Genomic DNA, 16415 nt, shown 5'->3' with positions numbered 1-16415 from the left:
GGTTAACAATGTGTTCATGAATTACTGATGAGCTGGCAGCAGCCGCCTCTCGAGAAAGGCTGATCTGATGAATGACCCGATCTTCCAGGTCGACGGCACCGCGCGCAAGAACCTCCGTGAGTTCATCGATGAGCTCCGCGAAGGCGGATACACGGTCTTGGACGGTCATACGCCTGACCCGGACCTGATCGATCCGCAGGGCCGCGCCGTCGAGACCTGGCACGAGAACTACCCGTACGAGAACCGACTCTCCCGTGATGTCTACGAGATCGAGAAGTATCACCTGCAGGTGGAGCTGCTGAAGTTCCAGTACTGGGCCGAGGACTATGGGCTCAAGCACGTGGTCGTCTTCGAGGGCCGCGACGCCGCCGGCAAGGGCGGCACGATCAAGCGGTTCACCGAGCACCTGAACCCGCGGACCGCGCGGGTCGTGGCGCTGAACCGGCCCTCGGACCGGGAGCTCGGCCAGTGGTACTTCCAGCGCTATGTGGATCATCTGCCCACCGCCGGGGAGATGGTGCTCTTCGACCGCTCCTGGTACAACCGGGCCGGGGTCGAGCGCGTGATGGGGTTCTCCTCCGAACAGGAGTATGAGCTCTTCATGCGCCAGGCTCCGCAGTTCGAGCAGATGCTGGTCGACGCCGGGATCCACGTGACCAAGTTCTGGTTCTCGGTGACCCAGCAGGAACAGCGCACCCGCTTCGCGATCCGTCAGATCGATCCGGTCCGGCAGTGGAAGCTCTCTCCCATGGACCTGGAGTCCCTGGACCGCTGGGAGGCCTACACCGAGGCCAAGGAAGAGATGTTCCTGCGCACCGACACCGACCACGCGCCGTGGATGACGATCAAGTCCAACGACAAGAAGCGGGCCCGGCTCAACGCGATGAAGTGCTTCCTCGCCCAGTTCGAATATGAGGGCAAGGACCACGAGGTCGTCGGAGAGCCTGATCCGCTGATCGTGCGCCGCGGCCGCGACGCGGTGGGTGACTGAGCCCGACCTCGCATCTTCAGGACTGACCCGGACCGACGGTGGAGCCGAAGCGGTAGAGTTGCAGTGCTCGCCTCGGGAACACCGAGGTTCACGACGGCGGGATCCCATGTCCGACCTCCAGCGCGCCTGCTGCGTGCACGCTGCAGCGAGGCCGCGTCACTGCGGTTCGCGCGTGCCGTCAGGGATCATGCTGCGCTGTGAGAATGTCTGACTGACCTCGACGAAGGAGAACGCATGAGTGCACATATCGGAGTGACCGGCCTGGCCGTCATGGGAGCCAATCTGGCCCGCAATCTGGCCCGCAACGGCTACACCGTCGCGCTGCACAACCGCTCGGTCGCCCGCACGGACGCCCTTCTCCAGGCCCACGGGGGCGACGGGGACTTCGTGCGCACCGAGACCCTGGCCGAGCTCGTGGAGTCGCTCGAGCGCCCCCGCCGGGTGCTGATCATGGTCCAGGCCGGCGCGCCGGTGGACTCGGTGATCGCGGATCTGGTGCCCCTGCTCGATGAGGGCGACATCATCATCGACGGCGGCAACTCCTTCTATGAAGAGACCCGACGCCGTGAGGAGAGCCTGCGCGCGAAGAACCTGCACTTCGTCGGTGTCGGCGTCTCCGGGGGCGAAGAGGGAGCGCTCAACGGCCCCTCGATCATGCCCGGCGGCTCCAAGGAGTCCTATGACTCCCTGGGCCCGATGCTGGAGAAGATCTCGGCGAAGTACAACGGCGAGCCCTGCTGCGCCTGGGTCGGCACCGACGGCGCCGGCCACTACGTGAAGATGGTCCACAACGGCATCGAATACGCCGACATGCAGGTCATCGGTGAAGCCTTCGACCTGATGCGGTCCCTCGCCGGCATCGAACCCCGCGAGCAGGCAGGTGTGTTCCGCGAATGGAACACCACCGACCTGGCCTCCTACCTGATCGAGATCACCGCCGAGGTGCTCGAGCAGGAGGATGAGACCACCGGCCGTCCGCTGGTGGACGTGGTCGTGGACTCCGCCGGCCAGAAGGGCACCGGCCGCTGGACCGCGATCTCCGGCCTGGAGGTGGGCTCACCGGTCACCGCCATCGCCGAGTCGGTCTTCGCCCGCTCGATCTCCTCCCAGCGCGAGCTGCGCGCCGTCACCAACGCCACCTTCAGCGCCGGAGTCGATGAGACCCTCTCTGCCACGGAGAAGTATGGCAGCCCCGAAGATCGCCAGGACCTCGTCGAAGACGTGCGCAAGGCCCTCTACGCCTCCAAGCTCGTCGCCTACGCCCAGGGCCTGGACATGCTCGTCGCCGCCGGCGAAGAGTTCGGCTGGGACCTGGACCTGAAAGCCATCGCCTCGCTCTGGCGCGCCGGCTGCATCATCCGCGCCGACCTGCTGGACACCATCATGAAGGCCTACGACGCGCCCCGCGACCAGCAGCCCAAGAACCTGCTGCTGGCTTCGGAGTTCAACGAGGCCATCAACGAATGCCTCCCGGCCTGGCGCCGCGTGGTCGCGGCCGCCGCGACCTACGGCGTCCCCGCCCCGGTGTTCTCCTCCTCGCTGTCTTATTACGACAGCCTGCGCCGCGAACGGCTGCCGGCCGCGCTGACCCAGGGACTGCGCGACTACTTCGGGGCACACACCTACAAGCGCGTGGACAAGGAAGGCACCTTCCACACGATGTGGTCCGGTGACCGCAGCGAGATCGACGCCTGATCCGCTGAACCAGATGTCGACTCCGACCTTGCAGAGCTGAGCGCATGAGCACCAGGACGGCCGGACTGCTGGCCTCGTCAGGCGCCACCATTCCCATGGTCGCTGCCCCGATGGCCGGCGGACCGAGCCGTCCTGAGCTTGTGATCGCCGCCTCCGAGGCAGGGGGCATCGGCTTCCTCGCGGCCGGATACAAGAGCGCCGAGGACCTGGCCGCACAGATCCACCGGGTGCGGCAGTCCACCCCGCGCTTCGGGGTCAATCTCTTCGTGCCGAACCCGGTCCCGATCAGCGCCGAGGACCTCACCCGGCACCGTGACGCGGTCCAGGCCTGGCTGGATGAGCACGCGCGGGACGCGACGCACTGGGCGGCTGAGGTGGAGCTTCCGGAGATCAGCAGCCTCGCCGGCGTCACCTGGGAAGCCGGCATCAGTGGCACCACGGGCGTCGGGTCACCGGCTCGGCTCTGGGACGACTCCTGGGAGCAGAAGCTTGCGGAGCTCGAGGCGAATCCGGTGCCGCTGATCAGCCTGACCTTCGGTCTGCCGCAGATCCAGGACATCGAGCGGATGAAGGCCACCGGGGCGCGGGTGCTGCAGACGGTCACCTCCGTGGAGGAGGCCGTGACGGCTGCCAGCGCCGGGGTCGACGGATTGATCGTCCAAGCATCATCGGCCGGAGGTCACTCCGGAACCTGGACTCCGCAGCAGGTGCCTGCGGACATCGATCTTCTCGAGCTGCTGCAGGCAGTCGCCGGGCTCACCGAGCTGCCGCTGTGGGCCGCCGGCGGCATCGCCGACGCCGAGGGGGTCAGTGTCGCACTGAGCGCAGGGGCGGAGGCCGCGGTGCTGGGCACCGCGCTGCTGAGGTGTCCCGAGAGCGGGACTAATCTGGCTCACCAACAGGCCCTGGTGACTCCACCGGGGGAGCCGGAGACCATCATCACCACGGCGTTCTCGGGGCGACCGGCGCGGGCGCTGCGAAACAGCTTCACCGACGCACTGACCATGTCCGCGCCGTCGGGTTTCCCCGCCCTGCATCAGCTGAGCAGCGGGCTGCGCCGAGCCGCCGGCGCGGCCTCAGACCCGCAGGGACTCAACCTCTGGGCGGGCACCGGCTTCGCGGCTGCGACGCAGGAGCCGGCCGCCGAGGTCATGCGCCGCCTGGCGGGCAGCCACAGCCTCTAGATGAAGATCGCCGGATCCAGCGCGTACTCGGCCGGGTCCACGTGGGGTTTCCGCTCAGCGACTCCGCGCTGACGCGCCTTTGCCGGGATACCGGTGAGGATCGAGTTGGGCGGGGAGGACTTCACGACCACGGCGTTGGCGCCCACGGCGGAGCCTGCACCGATCTCGACGGGTCCGATGACCTTCGCGCCGGCGCCCACGACGACCCCGTCGCGCAGCGTCGGGTGGCGCTTGGTCTGTTCCAGGGATCGTCCGCCGAGGGTGACGCCCTGGTAGAGCATGCAATCGTCACCGATCTCGGCGGTCTCGCCGATGACCACGCCCATGCCGTGGTCGATGAAGAAGCGACGCCCGATCTGGGCGCCCGGGTGGATCTCGACGCCGGTCAGGCCTCGGGTCACCTGAGACAGTGCGCGAGCCGGGGTCTTCAGCGGCCGGGTCTGCCACATCCGGTGGGCAACCCGGTAGGACCAGACGGCGTGCAGGCCGGAGTAGACCAGCACCACCTCGGCTGTGCTGCGCGCGGCGGGATCATGTTCACGCGCGGCTTTGATGTCCTCACGCAGACGTTTCAGAGGTCCCAAGGGGGAACCAACCTTTCACAGGGATCGAACTTCACGGCTCGTGGGCGGATCAGCCGCGGATGTCTTCGTAGAGCAACGTGGAGATGTAGCGCTCTCCGAAGTCACACGCGATGGTCACGATGAGCTTGTCCCGGTTCTCTTCGCGGGAGGCCAGCTCCAGGGCGGCCGCGACATTGGCGCCGGTGGAGATCCCACCGAGGATGCCTTCCTGGGTGCCGAGGTCGCGGGCGCAGCTCACGGCCTTCTCGAGGTTGGCCTGGTAGACCTCGTCGTAGATGCCCTGGTCCAGGATGTCGGGGATGAAGTTCGGGCCGATGCCCTGGATCTTGTGCGGACCGGCGGTGCCGCCGGAGAGGATCGGGGAGTCCTCGGGCTCCACGGCGACCAGGTGGATGCTGGGCTTGCACTCCTTGAGCCGGCGCCCGGCGCCGGTGATGGTGCCACCGGTGCCGATGCCGGCGATGAAGACGTCCACCTCGCCGTCGGTGTCCTGCCAGATCTCCTCGCCGGTGGTCCGGTAGTGGGTGGCCGGGTTGGCCTCGTTGGCGAACTGCCGGGCCCAGATGGAGTTCTCGGTCTCCGCCACGATGGCCTTGGCCCGCTCCACCGCGCCGCGCATTCCCTCGGCTCCGGGAGTGAGCACGATCTCGGCGCCGTAGGCGCGCAGCATCACACGACGCTCGGTGGACATGGTCTCCGGCATGGTGAGCACCACGCGGTAGCCGCGGGCGGCGCCCACCATAGCCAGCGCGATCCCGGTGTTGCCCGAGGTGCCCTCCACGATGGTCCCGCCGGGCTTGAGCATCCCGGACTCTTCGGCGGCGTCGACGATGGCGGCACCGATGCGGTCCTTGATCGAGCTGGCGGGGGAGTAGAACTCCAGCTTCATCGCGATGTTGCCCGGAAGGTCTGCGCCCAGCCGGTTGAGCCGCACCAGTGGGGTGTTGCCGACTGCCTGGGTGATGTTGTCCAGAATTTTGGCCATTAGTGAGTGGACCTTTCTTCCTCGGGTTTCAACCATGAAGCATAGTCTCTGCGGAGCTTTGTGACCTTGGGATCGATGATGACCCGACAGTATCCGACATCAGGACGTCGGGAGTGGAAGTCCTGGTGGACCTCCTCGGCCTCGAACACTCGGCCCAGGGGCTCCAGCGTGGTGACGACCGGCCGGTCGAAGGAGTTCTGCGCCTGCGCGATCGCGGCGGCGAACTCATCGTGCTGGGCCTCATCGGTGTAGAACATCGCGGAGCGGTACTGGTCCCCGACGTCGTAGCCCTGCCGGTTCAGCGTGGTCGGGTCGTGGCTGGAGAAGAACACGGCGTAGAGCACCTGGTCCGGGAGCACGCTCGGGTCATAGCCGATCTCCACGGCTTCTGCGTGTCCGGTGCCGCCGGAGGCGACGGCTTCGTAGATGGCCGGACCGGATCCTCCGGTGTAGACGCTGCGCACGTGATGAACCCCGCGCAGTCTGCGCGCGAGCGAGTCCAGGCACCAGAAGCAGCCGGCGGCGAGCACCACGGTCTTGAGGGAATTGTCCATGACCAGCACAACCGTCCGTGTCCCGGGCTCTATTCCTGAATCATGGCCTGTAGAAATGAGACATGTCTCCCAGCCCCGCTCCGCGTCCAGATGAGACCACCACCGATTCCCAGGTTCCCACCCTCGATGAGGTGCTGGAGACCGCCGAAGAGCTCTGGCCTCGCTCACTGGCAGAGTCCTGGGACGCCGTCGGGCTGGTCACCGGCCGTCGCGACGCGCTCGTGCGGCGGATCCACTTCGCCGTGGACCCGGTGCGGCCGGTCATCGAAGAGGCCGCGAGCTCCGGGACCGATCTGCTGATCACCCACCACCCGCTGCTGCTTCGCGGAGTCACCTCCGTGGAGGCCGGACAGTTCAAGGGAGAGATGGTCCACCGGCTGATCGAATCCGGCTGCGCCCTGCTGACTGCTCACACCAATGGGGATTCCGCGATCGGCGGGGTCAACGATGTCCTCGCCGGCGCGCTGGGTCTTCAGGACACCGCACCGCTGGCCGTCGCGGCGGAGGGCCTGGCCTCGGAGGGACTGGGGCGCATCGGGATGCTGGCCGAGCCGCTGACGCTCGGGGAGTTCGCCGCCCGGGTGTTCTCGGTGCTGCCCGCCGTGGCGGGAGGCGTGCGGGTGGCGGGTGACCGGGAAGACCTGATCCAGCGGGTGGCGCTGTGCGGCGGGGCCGGGGACTCGCTGCTCCAGGCTGCCGCGGACGCCGGCGCTGATGTCTTCCTCACCGCCGATCTGCGCCACCACCCGGCCTCGGAGGCCCGCGAATCAGCCGCCGAGGGACGCCCCTATCTGATCGATGTCTCACACTTCGCCTCGGAATGGCTCTGGCTGCCCACCGCCGCGCAGGCGCTCCACCGAGCGCTGACCGATCGCGGCTACGATGTGGAGGTTGCCGTGAGCGGCATCAACACCGATCCTTGGGACTTCGTGCTCACCCCGGGCCGCTGAGGCGCCCGTGGGCTCGAGACACCGTGACCAAGACCTGTACTGACTTGAAGGTGCGTGAGCCATGACCACTCTGTTCGTCGAGGCCGACGGCGGAAGCCGCGGCAATCCTGGAATCGCCGGCTCCGGCGCCCTGGTCCGTGATGAGGCGGGTCAGATCCTCGCCACCAAGGCCACCCCGCTGGGGAAGGCGAGCAACAACGTCGCCGAGTACACCGGACTCATCGAGGGTCTGCGACTGGCCCGTGACCTGGACCCGCAGGCCTTCGTCGAGGTCAAGCTGGACTCCAAGCTCGTGGTGGAGCAGATGAGCGGGCGCTGGAAGATCAAGCACGAGGACATGAAGCGGCTCGCCGCAGAGGCCTCCACCATCCTGCCGCCGATGCAGGTGCGCTACACCTGGATCCCGCGCAAGGACAACGGTGACGCCGATGCGCTGAGCAACGAGGCGATGGACGCCTGCGCCGCCGGGATCCCCTGGGACCCGAGTCGCAGTCGGATCCGCCCCGCGCGTTGAATCTGCCGGCCCGGCGCAGGGGCCGGTCTGTTCGGCACGTCGGGGTCAACCGTGCAGACCGTGGTGGTGTGCACTGCGCGACCGATCAGCTTTCCCGACTTGACCGGTTCCCAGGCTGACCCCTTGGGCGAGATGAGCACGCCGGTCACGCTGATCCACGTCGGTCTCGCCAGAATCTCGCGAGGACGCTCCATCTCAGGCACCTTTGTTGTGATCTAGATCACATCTAGTTGACACTAAATGTTAATTAGATAGTCTAATTAAACTACTTCAAGGGTTTACCAGATGATCGTTGTCAGTCAGCCTCCTTGCACGGAGTCCGGCCCTGGCAACGGGAAGGTCCGTTCCGATGCTTGTCTGCCCGAACACGAAGAAAAGCTTGTGCGGGAATCTGCTCACCGTCGCGACCAGAACGCACAGGTCACCCGCCCAGGAGCTGCTGACCGGCCTGAGACGATCGGCGGGGGCGCCGGTGGGAGTCTTGGGGGCAGGAGCGGCTCTCGCACTCGCCTCTGGGGGCCGTCTGCCCCCGTTGTGGGCCGGTTCCAGGTTTCACGCTGTTCCGGTGGTCCGGAGACCGAGGACAGGGTGCGTTCATCCCTTGCGTGCCCATCCAGGGTGTGACGCCGTGGGGTGTTCGGCTCCCAGAGCCGATTCCCGGTGTGCTGAACGCGTGATCGGGGCTTCCTATGCACCAGGAAGGTGACCCGGTATTCGACGTTCGTGAGGCCTTTGCCGAGCACGGTGGGGCTCTCTTCGCGTACGCGGTCAACGCGTTAGGTGACCGAGCCGAGGCGGAGGACTGTGTTCAGGAGGCCTTCATCCGTGCCTGGCGAAGCAGAGAATGGTTCAGCAGATCGCGTGGTTCGATCCGGACAGGGCTGTTCGCCATCGTGCGCGACCTCGTCACGGATTCTCTGCGGGCTCGTGCCCGTCCCCCGGCGGATCCGGAGAAGATCGAGGGGGCGAGCGATACGGTGACGGAGGACCCGCTCGCAGTGGAGCGGCTGGTCCTCTACGAGTCGTTGGCCACGCTCACCTCCGAGCACCGACAGGTGATCGCCGCTGTTCAACTCGACGGCGTGGGGTACCAGGAGCTTTCGGAGAGGACAGGGGTTCCGGTCGCGACCTTGCGGACTCGGATGTACTACGGGCTGAAATCATTGCGGACGGCACTGGGGGGTCATACGCACGATGAGCGCAATGTCTTCGCGGCGGGATGAGACTCCACCCCTGGGACTGGAGGAACGGATACTCAGCGCAACCTCCGCAGCTGCTCCGAACCACCTTGATGGGAACGGGAAGTCGGCACGGCAGGCACGACGTCCCGGCTGCGACAGCAGCACTGAATAATGCCGGACAACACCATCGGGTCGACCTCGAACCTGCAGAAGCGCGCCGTGGGTGCTCCACCGCAGGGACGCAGCATCCGGTGCATCGGCTCTCAACGGGCGTTCAGCCGGCAGGGACCGCGGGATGGGCCCCCGCGGGCCAGGAACTGAATTCCTGGACCATCTCGTTGCCTCATATCTCCATGTGACCCGGGGGCACACCTGGGACCAGCACGACGACGGCGGCCCACCCCAGCAGGGGAGGGCCGCCGTCGTCGTGCTGTCGCGAGTAAAGCGTGGTCTCAGCCGGTGGGCTGAACCGGGCGCTCAGCTGGCGGGCAGCGCGGTCTTCGTCTCAGATCCGGCGGGGCTTTCGGCGGCGCCGTTGCTGGCGGCGTTGCGCGGCTGCACCTTCGGGTACTTCACCGGGGCGCTGCCGGTCATGTGCTCCAGCACCCGGACCACCTGGGCGGAGTAGCCGAACTCGTTGTCGTACCAGACGTAGAGGATCGCCTGGCGGCCGTTGACGATGGTCGCCAGACCGTCCACGATCCCCGCAGCCCGGGTGCCCACGAAATCGGTGGAGACCACCTCGGCGGAATCGATGTAGTCCACCTGCTTGTGCAGCGGGCCCTCGAGGGATTCACGGCGCAGGAACTTGTTGAGCTCCTCCTTGGTGGTCTCCCGATCCAGCTCCAGATTCAGGATCGCCATCGAGACATCCGGGGTCGGGACGCGGATGGCGTTCCCGGACAGCTTCCCGGCCAGCTGGGGCAGCGCCTTGGCAACCGCCTTCGCGGCACCGGTCTCGCTGATCACCATGTTCAGCGCCGCCGAACGACCGCGACGCTCACCGGGGTGGAAGTTATCGATCAGGTTCTGGTCATTGGTGTAGGAGTGCACCGTCTCCACGTGCCCATGGTCGATCCCGTAGGCCTCGTCCATGAGCTTGGCCACCGGGGTGATGGCGTTGGTGGTGCAGGACGCCGCAGAGACGATCTTGTCCTGCGCGGTGATCTGCTCGTGGTTGACGCCGAAGACGATGTTCTTCAGGTCTCCCTTGCCCGGAGCAGTCAGCAGCACCCGGGAGACGCCCTTGGCCTGCAGGTGCTGGCTGAGGCCTTCCTCATCGCGCCAGCGGCCGGTGTTGTCCACGACCACCGCGTCAGAGATGCCATGGGCGGTGTAGTCCACTGCGGCGGGGTCCGAGGCGTAGATGACCTTGATGAAGGTGCCGTTGGCGATGATCGCCTGGTTCTCCACGTCGACCCGGATGGAGCCCTCGAAGGGCCCGTGGACCGAGTCTCGGCGCAGCAGCGAGGCGCGCTTGGCGAGATCGTCCTCGGCGCCCTGACGCACCACGATCGCGCGCAGCCGCAGCCCGGAGGCCGACGAGGCGTTGCCGACGATGATCCGGGCGAGCAGCCGACCGATCCGGCCGAAGCCGTAGAGCACGACGTCGCGCGGCTCAGAGAGTCCCTCACCGCCGCGGCCGAGAACTTCCGCGAGCTCCTCACGCAGGAAGGAGTCCATGTCCCCGGCGGCGGCATGCGCGGAGGCCCGATAGCGAGAGTTCAGCCGGGCGATGTCGATGCTGGCGGCGCCGAGATCCAGTGTGGTAAGCGCCTTCACCAGGGGAAGCGTCTGTGAGACTGGCAGCTCGGTCTCGTCGACCTGGCGTGCGAAGCGGTGCGCCTTGAGGATCTCGATGGCGGACCGGTTGACCAGTCGGCGACCGTAGATCCCGGTGACCACGTTGTTCTCTCGGTAGAGCTGTCCCAGCAGCGGGATCATGGCCTCAGCCTGGGACTCTCGGTCGATCCAGCTGTGCAGGTGTTCGTCTGCTTCAGTGGTCATTGTTGGACGTGTCCTCACTCGTCTAGACGTCATTGTCTACGTGGACCCATCGTGAGCTCGGTTCGTGGCGAACACCGCGATGTGTCCGTGGCTGAGTCTAGCCGAAACCCACTCACCCGGCGCCTAGGGGCACGGGGGAGCGGGTGGGGGGACGGGCCGGTCGATAAGCCGGGTTCTGTAGGCCGCGGTGATTGCTCACCGAGCCTGACCATCATCCATCTGGGCCTCGTGTTGCCACGGACCTCAAGCGATCAACCCGGATGCTCGGGCGGGCAGCCCTCGAGCACATCCTGTTCGACCTTGCACCGGATGGGGTTTGCCTAGCCGCCCCAGTCACCTGGAGCGCTGGTGGTCTCTTACACCACCGTTTCACCCTTACCGGCGACGACGAGCGCCGCCGGCGGTCTGTTTTCTGTGGCACTGGCCTGCGGGTCTCCCCGAGTGGGCGTTACCCACCATCCTGCCCTGTGGAGCCCGGACTTTCCTCGGCCCGAGGCAGTTATCCACCGTCTCCGGCGGGCCTCAGTCTCGAGCCGCGATGGTCTGGCCGACCCGTCCCGGCTCACCATGCTACGGGATCGTGACACCGGCTCCGGGCGCATCGGCGGAGTGGCTGATCGAGGTGATCGCCGCCCCAGCCGCTTGCTAGCCTTGCCCGGTGCTGATCTTCCTGCCGCCCTCAGAGGGCAAGACACCCCCGACCGATCCCGGTGCGCCCCCGGTGGACCTGCGCAGCCTGACCCTGCCCGAGCTCGACCTCGTACGCGCCACCGTGATGGATGCCCTGATCCAGGTCAGCGGCCACGAGCAGGCTCAGCAGATGCTCAACGTGGGCAAGACCATGATGCCCCAGGTGCGCGCCAACGCTCGGCTAGTCAGCGCCCCCACGGCGCCGGCGCACGAGATCTACACCGGGGTGCTCTTCGAAGCCCTCGACCCGGCATCGTTGAGCCCCGAGCAGCTGGACCGGGCCTCCCGGCAGGTGCTGGTCTTCTCCGGGCTCTTCGGCGTGACCTCGTTGACCGACAGGATCCCGGCCTACCGGCTCTCCATGGGGGTCAGCCTCAGCGCGCAGGGCACCGGTCAGGGCCCAGGTGCCGCCCCGGCGCAGCAGGCTCCCGGACGTCTGGGCAGCTTCTGGAAGGCCGCCCTGGACGAGCCGCTGAGTCGGCTCATCGGGGATCAGCTGGTCGTGGACTGCCGCTCCAGCTCCTACGGGCAGGCGCATCGGCCCGCACCGGAACAGACTCTGATGGTCAACAGCTTCACCGAGCGCGACGGGCAGCGGAAGGTCGTCACCCACTTCGCCAAGCACGCCCGCGGACTGCTCACCGGGATGCTGCTGCGCGCCCAGGGCCCGGCGCCTGAAACCGTGGACGACGTCGCCGAGCTCGCCTCCCGGCGGTGGCGCGTGGAGCTGCGTCCGGCCACCGGGCGGACCCCGCACCAGCTGGACCTGATCGACTGACCCCCGGCAGGCCGCGGCGCGTCGCCCCGAGCCGGTCAGCGCAGCCGGTCCATTAGCAGATTCTCGGCCCTGCCGACTAGCCTGGGGACCATGGCAGAGTTTATTTACACCATGATCAGCGCCCGCAAAAAAGTGGGCGACAAGGTCATCCTCGATGACGTCACCATGTCCTTCTACCCCGGCGCCAAGATCGGCGTGGTCGGACCCAACGGTTCGGGCAAGTCCACCATCCTCAAGATCATGGCGGGGCTCGATGAGCCCTCCAACGGCGAGGCACGTCTCTCCCCGGGCTACTCCGTCGGAATCCTGATGCAGGAGCCTGCCCTGAACGAGGACAAGACCGTGCTCGGCAACGTCCAGGAGGGCGTCGGCGAGATCTACGAGAAGCTTCAACGCTTCAACCAGATCTCCGAAGAGATGGCCAACCCCGACGCTGACTTCGACGCGCTGATGGCCGAGATGGGCACGCTGCAGGAGGCCATCGACGCCGCCAACGCCTGGGATCTCGACTCCCAGCTCGAGCAGGCCATGGACGCACTGCGCTGCCCGCCTCCGGAGGCCGACGTCAGCATCCTCTCCGGTGGTGAACGCCGCCGTGTGGCGCTGTGCAAGCTGCTGCTCTCCAAGCCGGACCTGCTGCTGCTCGATGAGCCCACGAACCACCTCGACGCCGAGTCGGTGCTCTGGCTCGAGCAGCACCTGGCCGCCTACGAGGGCGCCGTGCTGGCCGTGACGCACGATCGGTACTTCCTCGACCACGTCGCCCAGTGGATCTGTGAGGTCGACCGTGGTCGGCTCTACCCCTACGAGGGCAACTACTCCACCTACCTGGAGAAGAAGCAGGCCCGCCTGAAGGTCCAGGGCAAGAAAGACGTCAAGATGGCCAAGCGACTCTCCGAGGAGCTGGACTGGGTGCGCTCCAACGCCAAGGGACGCCAGACCAAGTCCAAGGCCCGTCTGAACCGCTACGAGGAGATGGCCGCCGAGGCCGAGCGCACCAAGAAGCTCGACATGGACGAGATCCAGATCCCGCCGGGCCCGCGCCTGGGCACCCAGGTCATCGAGGCCGAGAACCTGCAGAAGGGCTTCGACGACCGCCAGCTCATCGACGGGCTCTCCTTCTCGCTGCCGCGCAACGGAATCGTCGGGGTCATCGGTCCCAACGGGGTCGGCAAGTCCACGCTGTTCAAGACCATCGTGGGCATGGAAGAGCTCGACGGCGGCAAGCTCGCCGTGGGTGACTCCGTGAAGCTCTCCTACGTGGATCAGTCGCGTGCCGGCATCGATTCGGAGAAGAGCCTCTGGGAGGTCGTCTCCGACGGGTTGGACTTCATCCACGTCGGTGCCGTGGAGATGTCATCCCGTGCCTACGTCTCAGCCTTCGGGTTCAAGGGACCGGACCAGCAGAAGAAGGCCGGCGTGCTCTCCGGCGGTGAGCGCAACCGGCTGAACCTCGCGCTGACGCTGAAGCAGGGCGGCAACCTGCTGCTGCTCGATGAGCCCACCAACGACCTGGACGTCGAGACCCTGGGCTCCCTGGAGAACGCGCTGCTGGACTTCCCCGGCTGCGCCGTGGTCATCTCGCACGATCGCTGGTTCCTCGACCGGGTGGCCACCCACATCCTGGCCTGGGAGGGCACCGACGAGAAGCCGGCCGACTGGTACTGGTTCGAAGGCAACTTCGAGTCCTACGAGCAGAACAAGGTCGAGCGCCTCGGTGCAGATGCGGCTCGTCCGCACCGTGTGACCCACCGCAGGCTCACCCGCGACTGATCTCACCGCTCAGCCACGGACTGAGCCGTGAGCCGGTCCTGAGCTCGACCAGCGGCATCGACCCGGCCCGCCCGCGACACCACCTCGGTGACCGCGGGCGGGCCGAGTCGTATCCCCTCCCGCCGCCTGCGATTGCCTGTGCGGACTCAGAACGGGGCTTTCTCCGCGGAATCGACGGTCTCGGCGCGCGCGGCGCCGTTCTGTGTGCCTGATGAGCTTGAGGGACCCGTCGATCCGCCCCAGACAGAGTCCGCGGCGGAGCTGGGGGAGTCGCTGGGGGAATCCGTGTTCGACTCCGCCGCTCCGCGCGCGTTCTCCTCCCCGGACCCGGAGCCGCCGAGCCGGGTGAAGGACCCCGAACCGAAGGTCAGGTCATAGCCGATCGCCTCCGCGTCGATCTCCACCGAGGTGCCGCGCTGACCCTTGTCGTTCTCCCACTGCCTCACTCGCAGCCGTCCGGTCACCAGCACCGGGTCTCCCTTGTTCAGGCTGCTCTTGACGTTCTGGGCCAGCTGACGGAAGGCCGAGACGGTGTACCAGTTGGTGTCCCCGTTGACCCATTGCTCCGACTTGCGGTCATAGCGCCGCGGAGTGCAGCCGAGCCGGAAGTTCGAGATCGGCAGACCCTGGAGCGTGGTGAACTCCTCCACCTCGCCGCCCAGGAACCCGCGGACGGTGATCGTTTCGCTCATTGCTCTCCTCCATCTCTGTCACGGCCACTCTTGATCGGCACGGCGTGCCCTGCCCCGCCGCAGGCCGTGGCAGGCGATGACGGGGTCCTGCCAGTGTTCGTCGTGGCGCCTCCGCGGCGGGGTGATCTCGTACGGTTGTGGATGAGCAAGGCGCCAGCGGCGAGTCGAGCGGTGCGGGGGAAAACCGGCGCGGCTGAGCAGGTAGACTCTCTGCCTGGACCTGCTCAGGATGCTGAGACTCTGCGCGTCCACGCCTCGGTAGCTCAGGGGATAGAGCAGCGGCCTTCTAATCCGCCGGTCGGGGGTTCGAATCCCTCCCGGGGCACTTGTCCATATCGCATAGACTCCAGCTGGCCGCCGTCATGACGGCGGCCGCTCTGCTGTATCTCGCCCACTCCCTGCTGCGCTTCCGCAACTTCGAGGCCAAGGGTTACGATCTGGGCATCTTCGATCAGGCGGTGCGTCAATACTCGCTGTTGAAGGCCCCCATCGTGCCGATCAAGGGCGAGGACTTCCACCTGCTGGGGGATCACTTCCACCCGATCATTGCGGCCTTCGCCCCGCTCTATTGGATCTGGGACGACCCGCGGGTGCTCAACATCGGCATGATCGCGCTGCTGGTCTCCACGGCGCTGCCGGTCTACCTGGTGGTCCGCGGGTGGTTCAGCCACCTGCCCGCCCTGCTGGCCGCCGTCGCACTGCTGCTCTTCTGGCCCTTCCAGGCGCTGGTGAACTGGGACTTCCATGAGATCGCCTTCGGTGTCCCGCTCGTCGCCTGGGTGATCTGGGCCATCGAACGGCGGCGGATGTGGCTGGCCGTGGGGCTCGGCGCGGTGCTGCTGCTGGTCCGCGAGGACATGGGCGTCACCCTCATCGCCCTCAGCCTGGTCTTCGCGCTCAAACGCGCCTGGCTGCCCGCGCTGGTGACCGCCGCGCTGGGGGTCTTCGGCTATTGGTTCGCCGTGGAGCTGGTGATCCCACACTTCTCCGCCGCCGGGGAGTTCGGCTACTGGGAGTTCACCGCCCTGGGACCCAGCGCAGGTGCGGCCATCGTCTTCCTGCTGACCCAGCCCTGGAACGCGGTCGTGATCCTCTTCGATCACCCCACCAAGGTGGGCCTGTGGGCGCTGCACTTCCTGCCGCTGCTGCTGCTTCCCTTAGCCTCGCCGTATGCGATCCTCGGGGCTCCGATCCTGCTCTCCCGGCTGTTCAACGACCGGGCGAACGTCTGGTCTGTGATCTATCAGTACGATGCGATCCTCGCCCCGATCTTCCTGCTCGCCGGCTTCGACGTCGCCCGCCGGATCATCGCACGGTGGCCGCGGCTCAGACCCCTCGCCGTCGGGCTGCCCGGCACGGTCATCGCCGTCGGCCTGGTCGGCACCCTGGCGTTCCCCGGGGTCTTCCCGCTCCAGCGCACGATGACCGCTGACAACTGGACCATGGGGGAGCGGGCGCTGGCACACCAGCAGGTCACCGACGCCGTCCCCGATGGCGTCTGTGTGGAGGCCGCCGATACCGCAGTGCCGCACCTGGTGGACCGCACCTCGGTCGGTCTCAACGGCACCACCGATGAGGACGCGCTGACCTGGATCATCATCGATGACACCGTGGAGGAGCTCGGCGGGTCGAACCCGCTGAGCCCCGAGGAGGCCTTCGTCCGCGCCGAGCGGCTGGGCTTTGAACCGGTCATCGAGGACGCCGAGGGTCTCTGGCTGATGCACCGTGCATCTGCGGTCGACAGCGCCGCCGCGAGCGAGTGTGCGGAATACCTGCGGCGATGACCGCGCTGTAGCATAAGGATCGAACCACCCCACCCCTCAGCTGCGTCGCGATG

Annotated in this window: 13 protein-coding genes, 1 tRNA gene, 1 other RNA gene and 1 pseudogene; 10 read left to right on the top strand and 6 right to left on the bottom strand. The window is 67.0% G+C overall.

All coding sequences use genetic code 11. From position 1 onward, the window contains the following. The first annotated feature begins 67 nt into the window (after positions 1–67). The 3 genes from ppk2 (at position 68) to LTI14_RS03955 (ending at position 3870) form a co-directional block, all read left to right on the top strand. Positions 68–991 (top strand): polyphosphate kinase 2, encoded by a 924-nt coding sequence (gene ppk2 / locus LTI14_RS03965; RefSeq protein ID WP_241464856.1) that lies wholly within the window; start codon positions 68–70, stop codon positions 989–991. A gap of 234 nt (positions 992–1225) precedes the next feature. Then, entirely contained in the window at positions 1226–2686 is a 1461-nt protein-coding gene (gene gndA, locus LTI14_RS03960) for an NADP-dependent phosphogluconate dehydrogenase (protein ID WP_241464855.1), read from the top strand. Between the two features lie 44 nt (positions 2687–2730). Beyond that, positions 2731–3870 carry an NAD(P)H-dependent flavin oxidoreductase gene (locus LTI14_RS03955; protein WP_241475868.1) on the top strand — a complete coding sequence of 380 codons (1140 nt, stop codon included), beginning with the start codon at positions 2731–2733 and terminating at the stop codon, positions 3868–3870. Here the strand turns inward: LTI14_RS03955 and epsC are convergent. Genes epsC through msrA form a run of 3 tightly spaced genes read right to left on the bottom strand, consistent with a single transcriptional unit; the run spans position 3867 to position 5993 of the window. Further along, positions 3867–4454 (bottom strand): serine O-acetyltransferase EpsC, encoded by a 588-nt coding sequence (gene epsC, locus LTI14_RS03950; protein ID WP_241464853.1) that lies wholly within the window; start codon positions 4452–4454, stop codon positions 3867–3869. The two genes, LTI14_RS03955 and epsC, sit on opposite strands and share 4 nt — an antisense overlap. A gap of 49 nt (positions 4455–4503) precedes the next feature. Beyond that, positions 4504–5439, bottom strand: a complete 936-nt coding sequence (gene cysK / locus LTI14_RS03945; RefSeq protein WP_241475867.1) for a cysteine synthase A — start codon at positions 5437–5439, stop codon at positions 4504–4506. Further along, on the bottom strand, positions 5439–5993 hold the full coding sequence (gene msrA / locus LTI14_RS03940) for a peptide-methionine (S)-S-oxide reductase MsrA (RefSeq protein ID WP_241464851.1): 555 nt from the start codon (positions 5991–5993) through the stop codon (positions 5439–5441). The genes cysK and msrA overlap by 1 nt, the downstream gene beginning before the upstream one ends. Positions 5994–6055: 62 nt before the next feature. On the opposite strand from msrA, the gene LTI14_RS03935 reads away from it, so the two are divergent. The 3 genes and pseudogenes from LTI14_RS03935 (at position 6056) to LTI14_RS03925 (ending at position 8680) form a co-directional block, all read left to right on the top strand. Then, complete coding sequence (locus LTI14_RS03935; RefSeq protein ID WP_241475866.1) at positions 6056–6943, top strand: Nif3-like dinuclear metal center hexameric protein; 888 nt, start codon at positions 6056–6058, stop codon at positions 6941–6943. A gap of 61 nt (positions 6944–7004) precedes the next feature. Beyond that, a pseudogene (locus LTI14_RS03930) lies at positions 7005–7442 on the top strand (reverse transcriptase-like protein); the annotation flags it as partial. A 704-nt stretch (positions 7443–8146) separates the two neighbouring features. Continuing rightward, the gene (locus tag LTI14_RS03925; RefSeq protein ID WP_241471037.1) at positions 8147–8680 is read left to right on the top strand and encodes a sigma-70 family RNA polymerase sigma factor; all 534 of its coding nucleotides are present in this window, start codon (positions 8147–8149) and stop codon (positions 8678–8680) included. 435 nt (positions 8681–9115) lie between these two features. Here LTI14_RS03925 and LTI14_RS03920 read toward each other — a convergent pair whose 3' ends face one another. Beyond that, entirely contained in the window at positions 9116–10645 is a 1530-nt protein-coding gene (locus LTI14_RS03920) for a glyceraldehyde-3-phosphate dehydrogenase (RefSeq protein ID WP_241471038.1), read from the bottom strand. Positions 10646–10793: 148 nt separating this feature from the next. Next, positions 10794–11200: RNase P RNA component class A (rnpB, locus tag LTI14_RS03915), an RNA gene on the bottom strand. 103 nt (positions 11201–11303) lie between these two features. On the opposite strand from rnpB, the gene LTI14_RS03910 reads away from it, so the two are divergent. Together LTI14_RS03910 and ettA are read left to right on the top strand one after the other, a co-directional pair. Continuing rightward, the gene (locus LTI14_RS03910; RefSeq protein ID WP_241475865.1) at positions 11304–12113 is read left to right on the top strand and encodes a YaaA family protein; all 810 of its coding nucleotides are present in this window, start codon (positions 11304–11306) and stop codon (positions 12111–12113) included. A gap of 90 nt (positions 12114–12203) precedes the next feature. Then, the gene (ettA, locus tag LTI14_RS03905) at positions 12204–13886 is read left to right on the top strand and encodes an energy-dependent translational throttle protein EttA (RefSeq protein ID WP_241464846.1); all 1683 of its coding nucleotides are present in this window, start codon (positions 12204–12206) and stop codon (positions 13884–13886) included. Between the two features lie 146 nt (positions 13887–14032). Here ettA and ssb read toward each other — a convergent pair whose 3' ends face one another. Then, positions 14033–14578: a single-stranded DNA-binding protein gene (ssb, locus tag LTI14_RS03900; RefSeq protein ID WP_241464845.1), complete on the bottom strand. Its 546-nt coding sequence runs from the start codon at positions 14576–14578 to the stop codon at positions 14033–14035. 252 nt (positions 14579–14830) lie between these two features. Here ssb and LTI14_RS03895 point away from each other — a divergent pair. Both LTI14_RS03895 and LTI14_RS03890 read left to right on the top strand, forming a co-directional pair. Beyond that, a tRNA-Arg gene (locus LTI14_RS03895) sits at positions 14831–14903 on the top strand. 37 nt (positions 14904–14940) lie between these two features. Then, positions 14941–16362, top strand: a complete 1422-nt coding sequence (locus tag LTI14_RS03890; RefSeq protein WP_241464844.1) for a DUF2079 domain-containing protein — start codon at positions 14941–14943, stop codon at positions 16360–16362. The last annotated feature ends 53 nt before the right edge of the window (positions 16363–16415 follow it).

This window comes from Nesterenkonia sp. YGD6, assembly GCF_022565895.1.
GTDB lineage: Bacteria > Actinomycetota > Actinomycetes > Actinomycetales > Micrococcaceae > Nesterenkonia.
The sequence above is the reverse complement of the archived record's forward strand: the minus strand, read 5'-3'. Positions and strand labels throughout refer to the sequence as shown.

What these genes read in the sequence shown, in the direction of transcription:
- ppk2 (WP_241464856.1), top strand. Translation starts at nt 68, where the DNA reads ATGAATGACCCGATCTTCCAGGTCGACGGCACCGCGCGCAAGAACCTC.
- gndA (WP_241464855.1), top strand. Translation starts at nt 1,226, where the DNA reads ATGAGTGCACATATCGGAGTGACCGGCCTGGCCGTCATGGGAGCCAAT.
- LTI14_RS03955 (WP_241475868.1), top strand. Translation starts at nt 2,731, where the DNA reads ATGAGCACCAGGACGGCCGGACTGCTGGCCTCGTCAGGCGCCACCATT.
- cysK (WP_241475867.1), bottom strand. Translation starts at nt 5,439, where the DNA reads ATGGCCAAAATTCTGGACAACATCACCCAGGCAGTCGGCAACACCCCA.
- msrA (WP_241464851.1), bottom strand. Translation starts at nt 5,993, where the DNA reads ATGGACAATTCCCTCAAGACCGTGGTGCTCGCCGCCGGCTGCTTCTGG.
- LTI14_RS03935 (WP_241475866.1), top strand. Translation starts at nt 6,056, where the DNA reads ATGTCTCCCAGCCCCGCTCCGCGTCCAGATGAGACCACCACCGATTCC.
- LTI14_RS03925 (WP_241471037.1), top strand. Translation starts at nt 8,147, where the DNA reads ATGCACCAGGAAGGTGACCCGGTATTCGACGTTCGTGAGGCCTTTGCC.
- LTI14_RS03920 (WP_241471038.1), bottom strand. Translation starts at nt 10,645, where the DNA reads ATGACCACTGAAGCAGACGAACACCTGCACAGCTGGATCGACCGAGAG.
- ettA (WP_241464846.1), top strand. Translation starts at nt 12,204, where the DNA reads ATGGCAGAGTTTATTTACACCATGATCAGCGCCCGCAAAAAAGTGGGC.
- ssb (WP_241464845.1), bottom strand. Translation starts at nt 14,578, where the DNA reads ATGAGCGAAACGATCACCGTCCGCGGGTTCCTGGGCGGCGAGGTGGAG.
- LTI14_RS03890 (WP_241464844.1), top strand. Translation starts at nt 14,941, where the DNA reads ATGACGGCGGCCGCTCTGCTGTATCTCGCCCACTCCCTGCTGCGCTTC.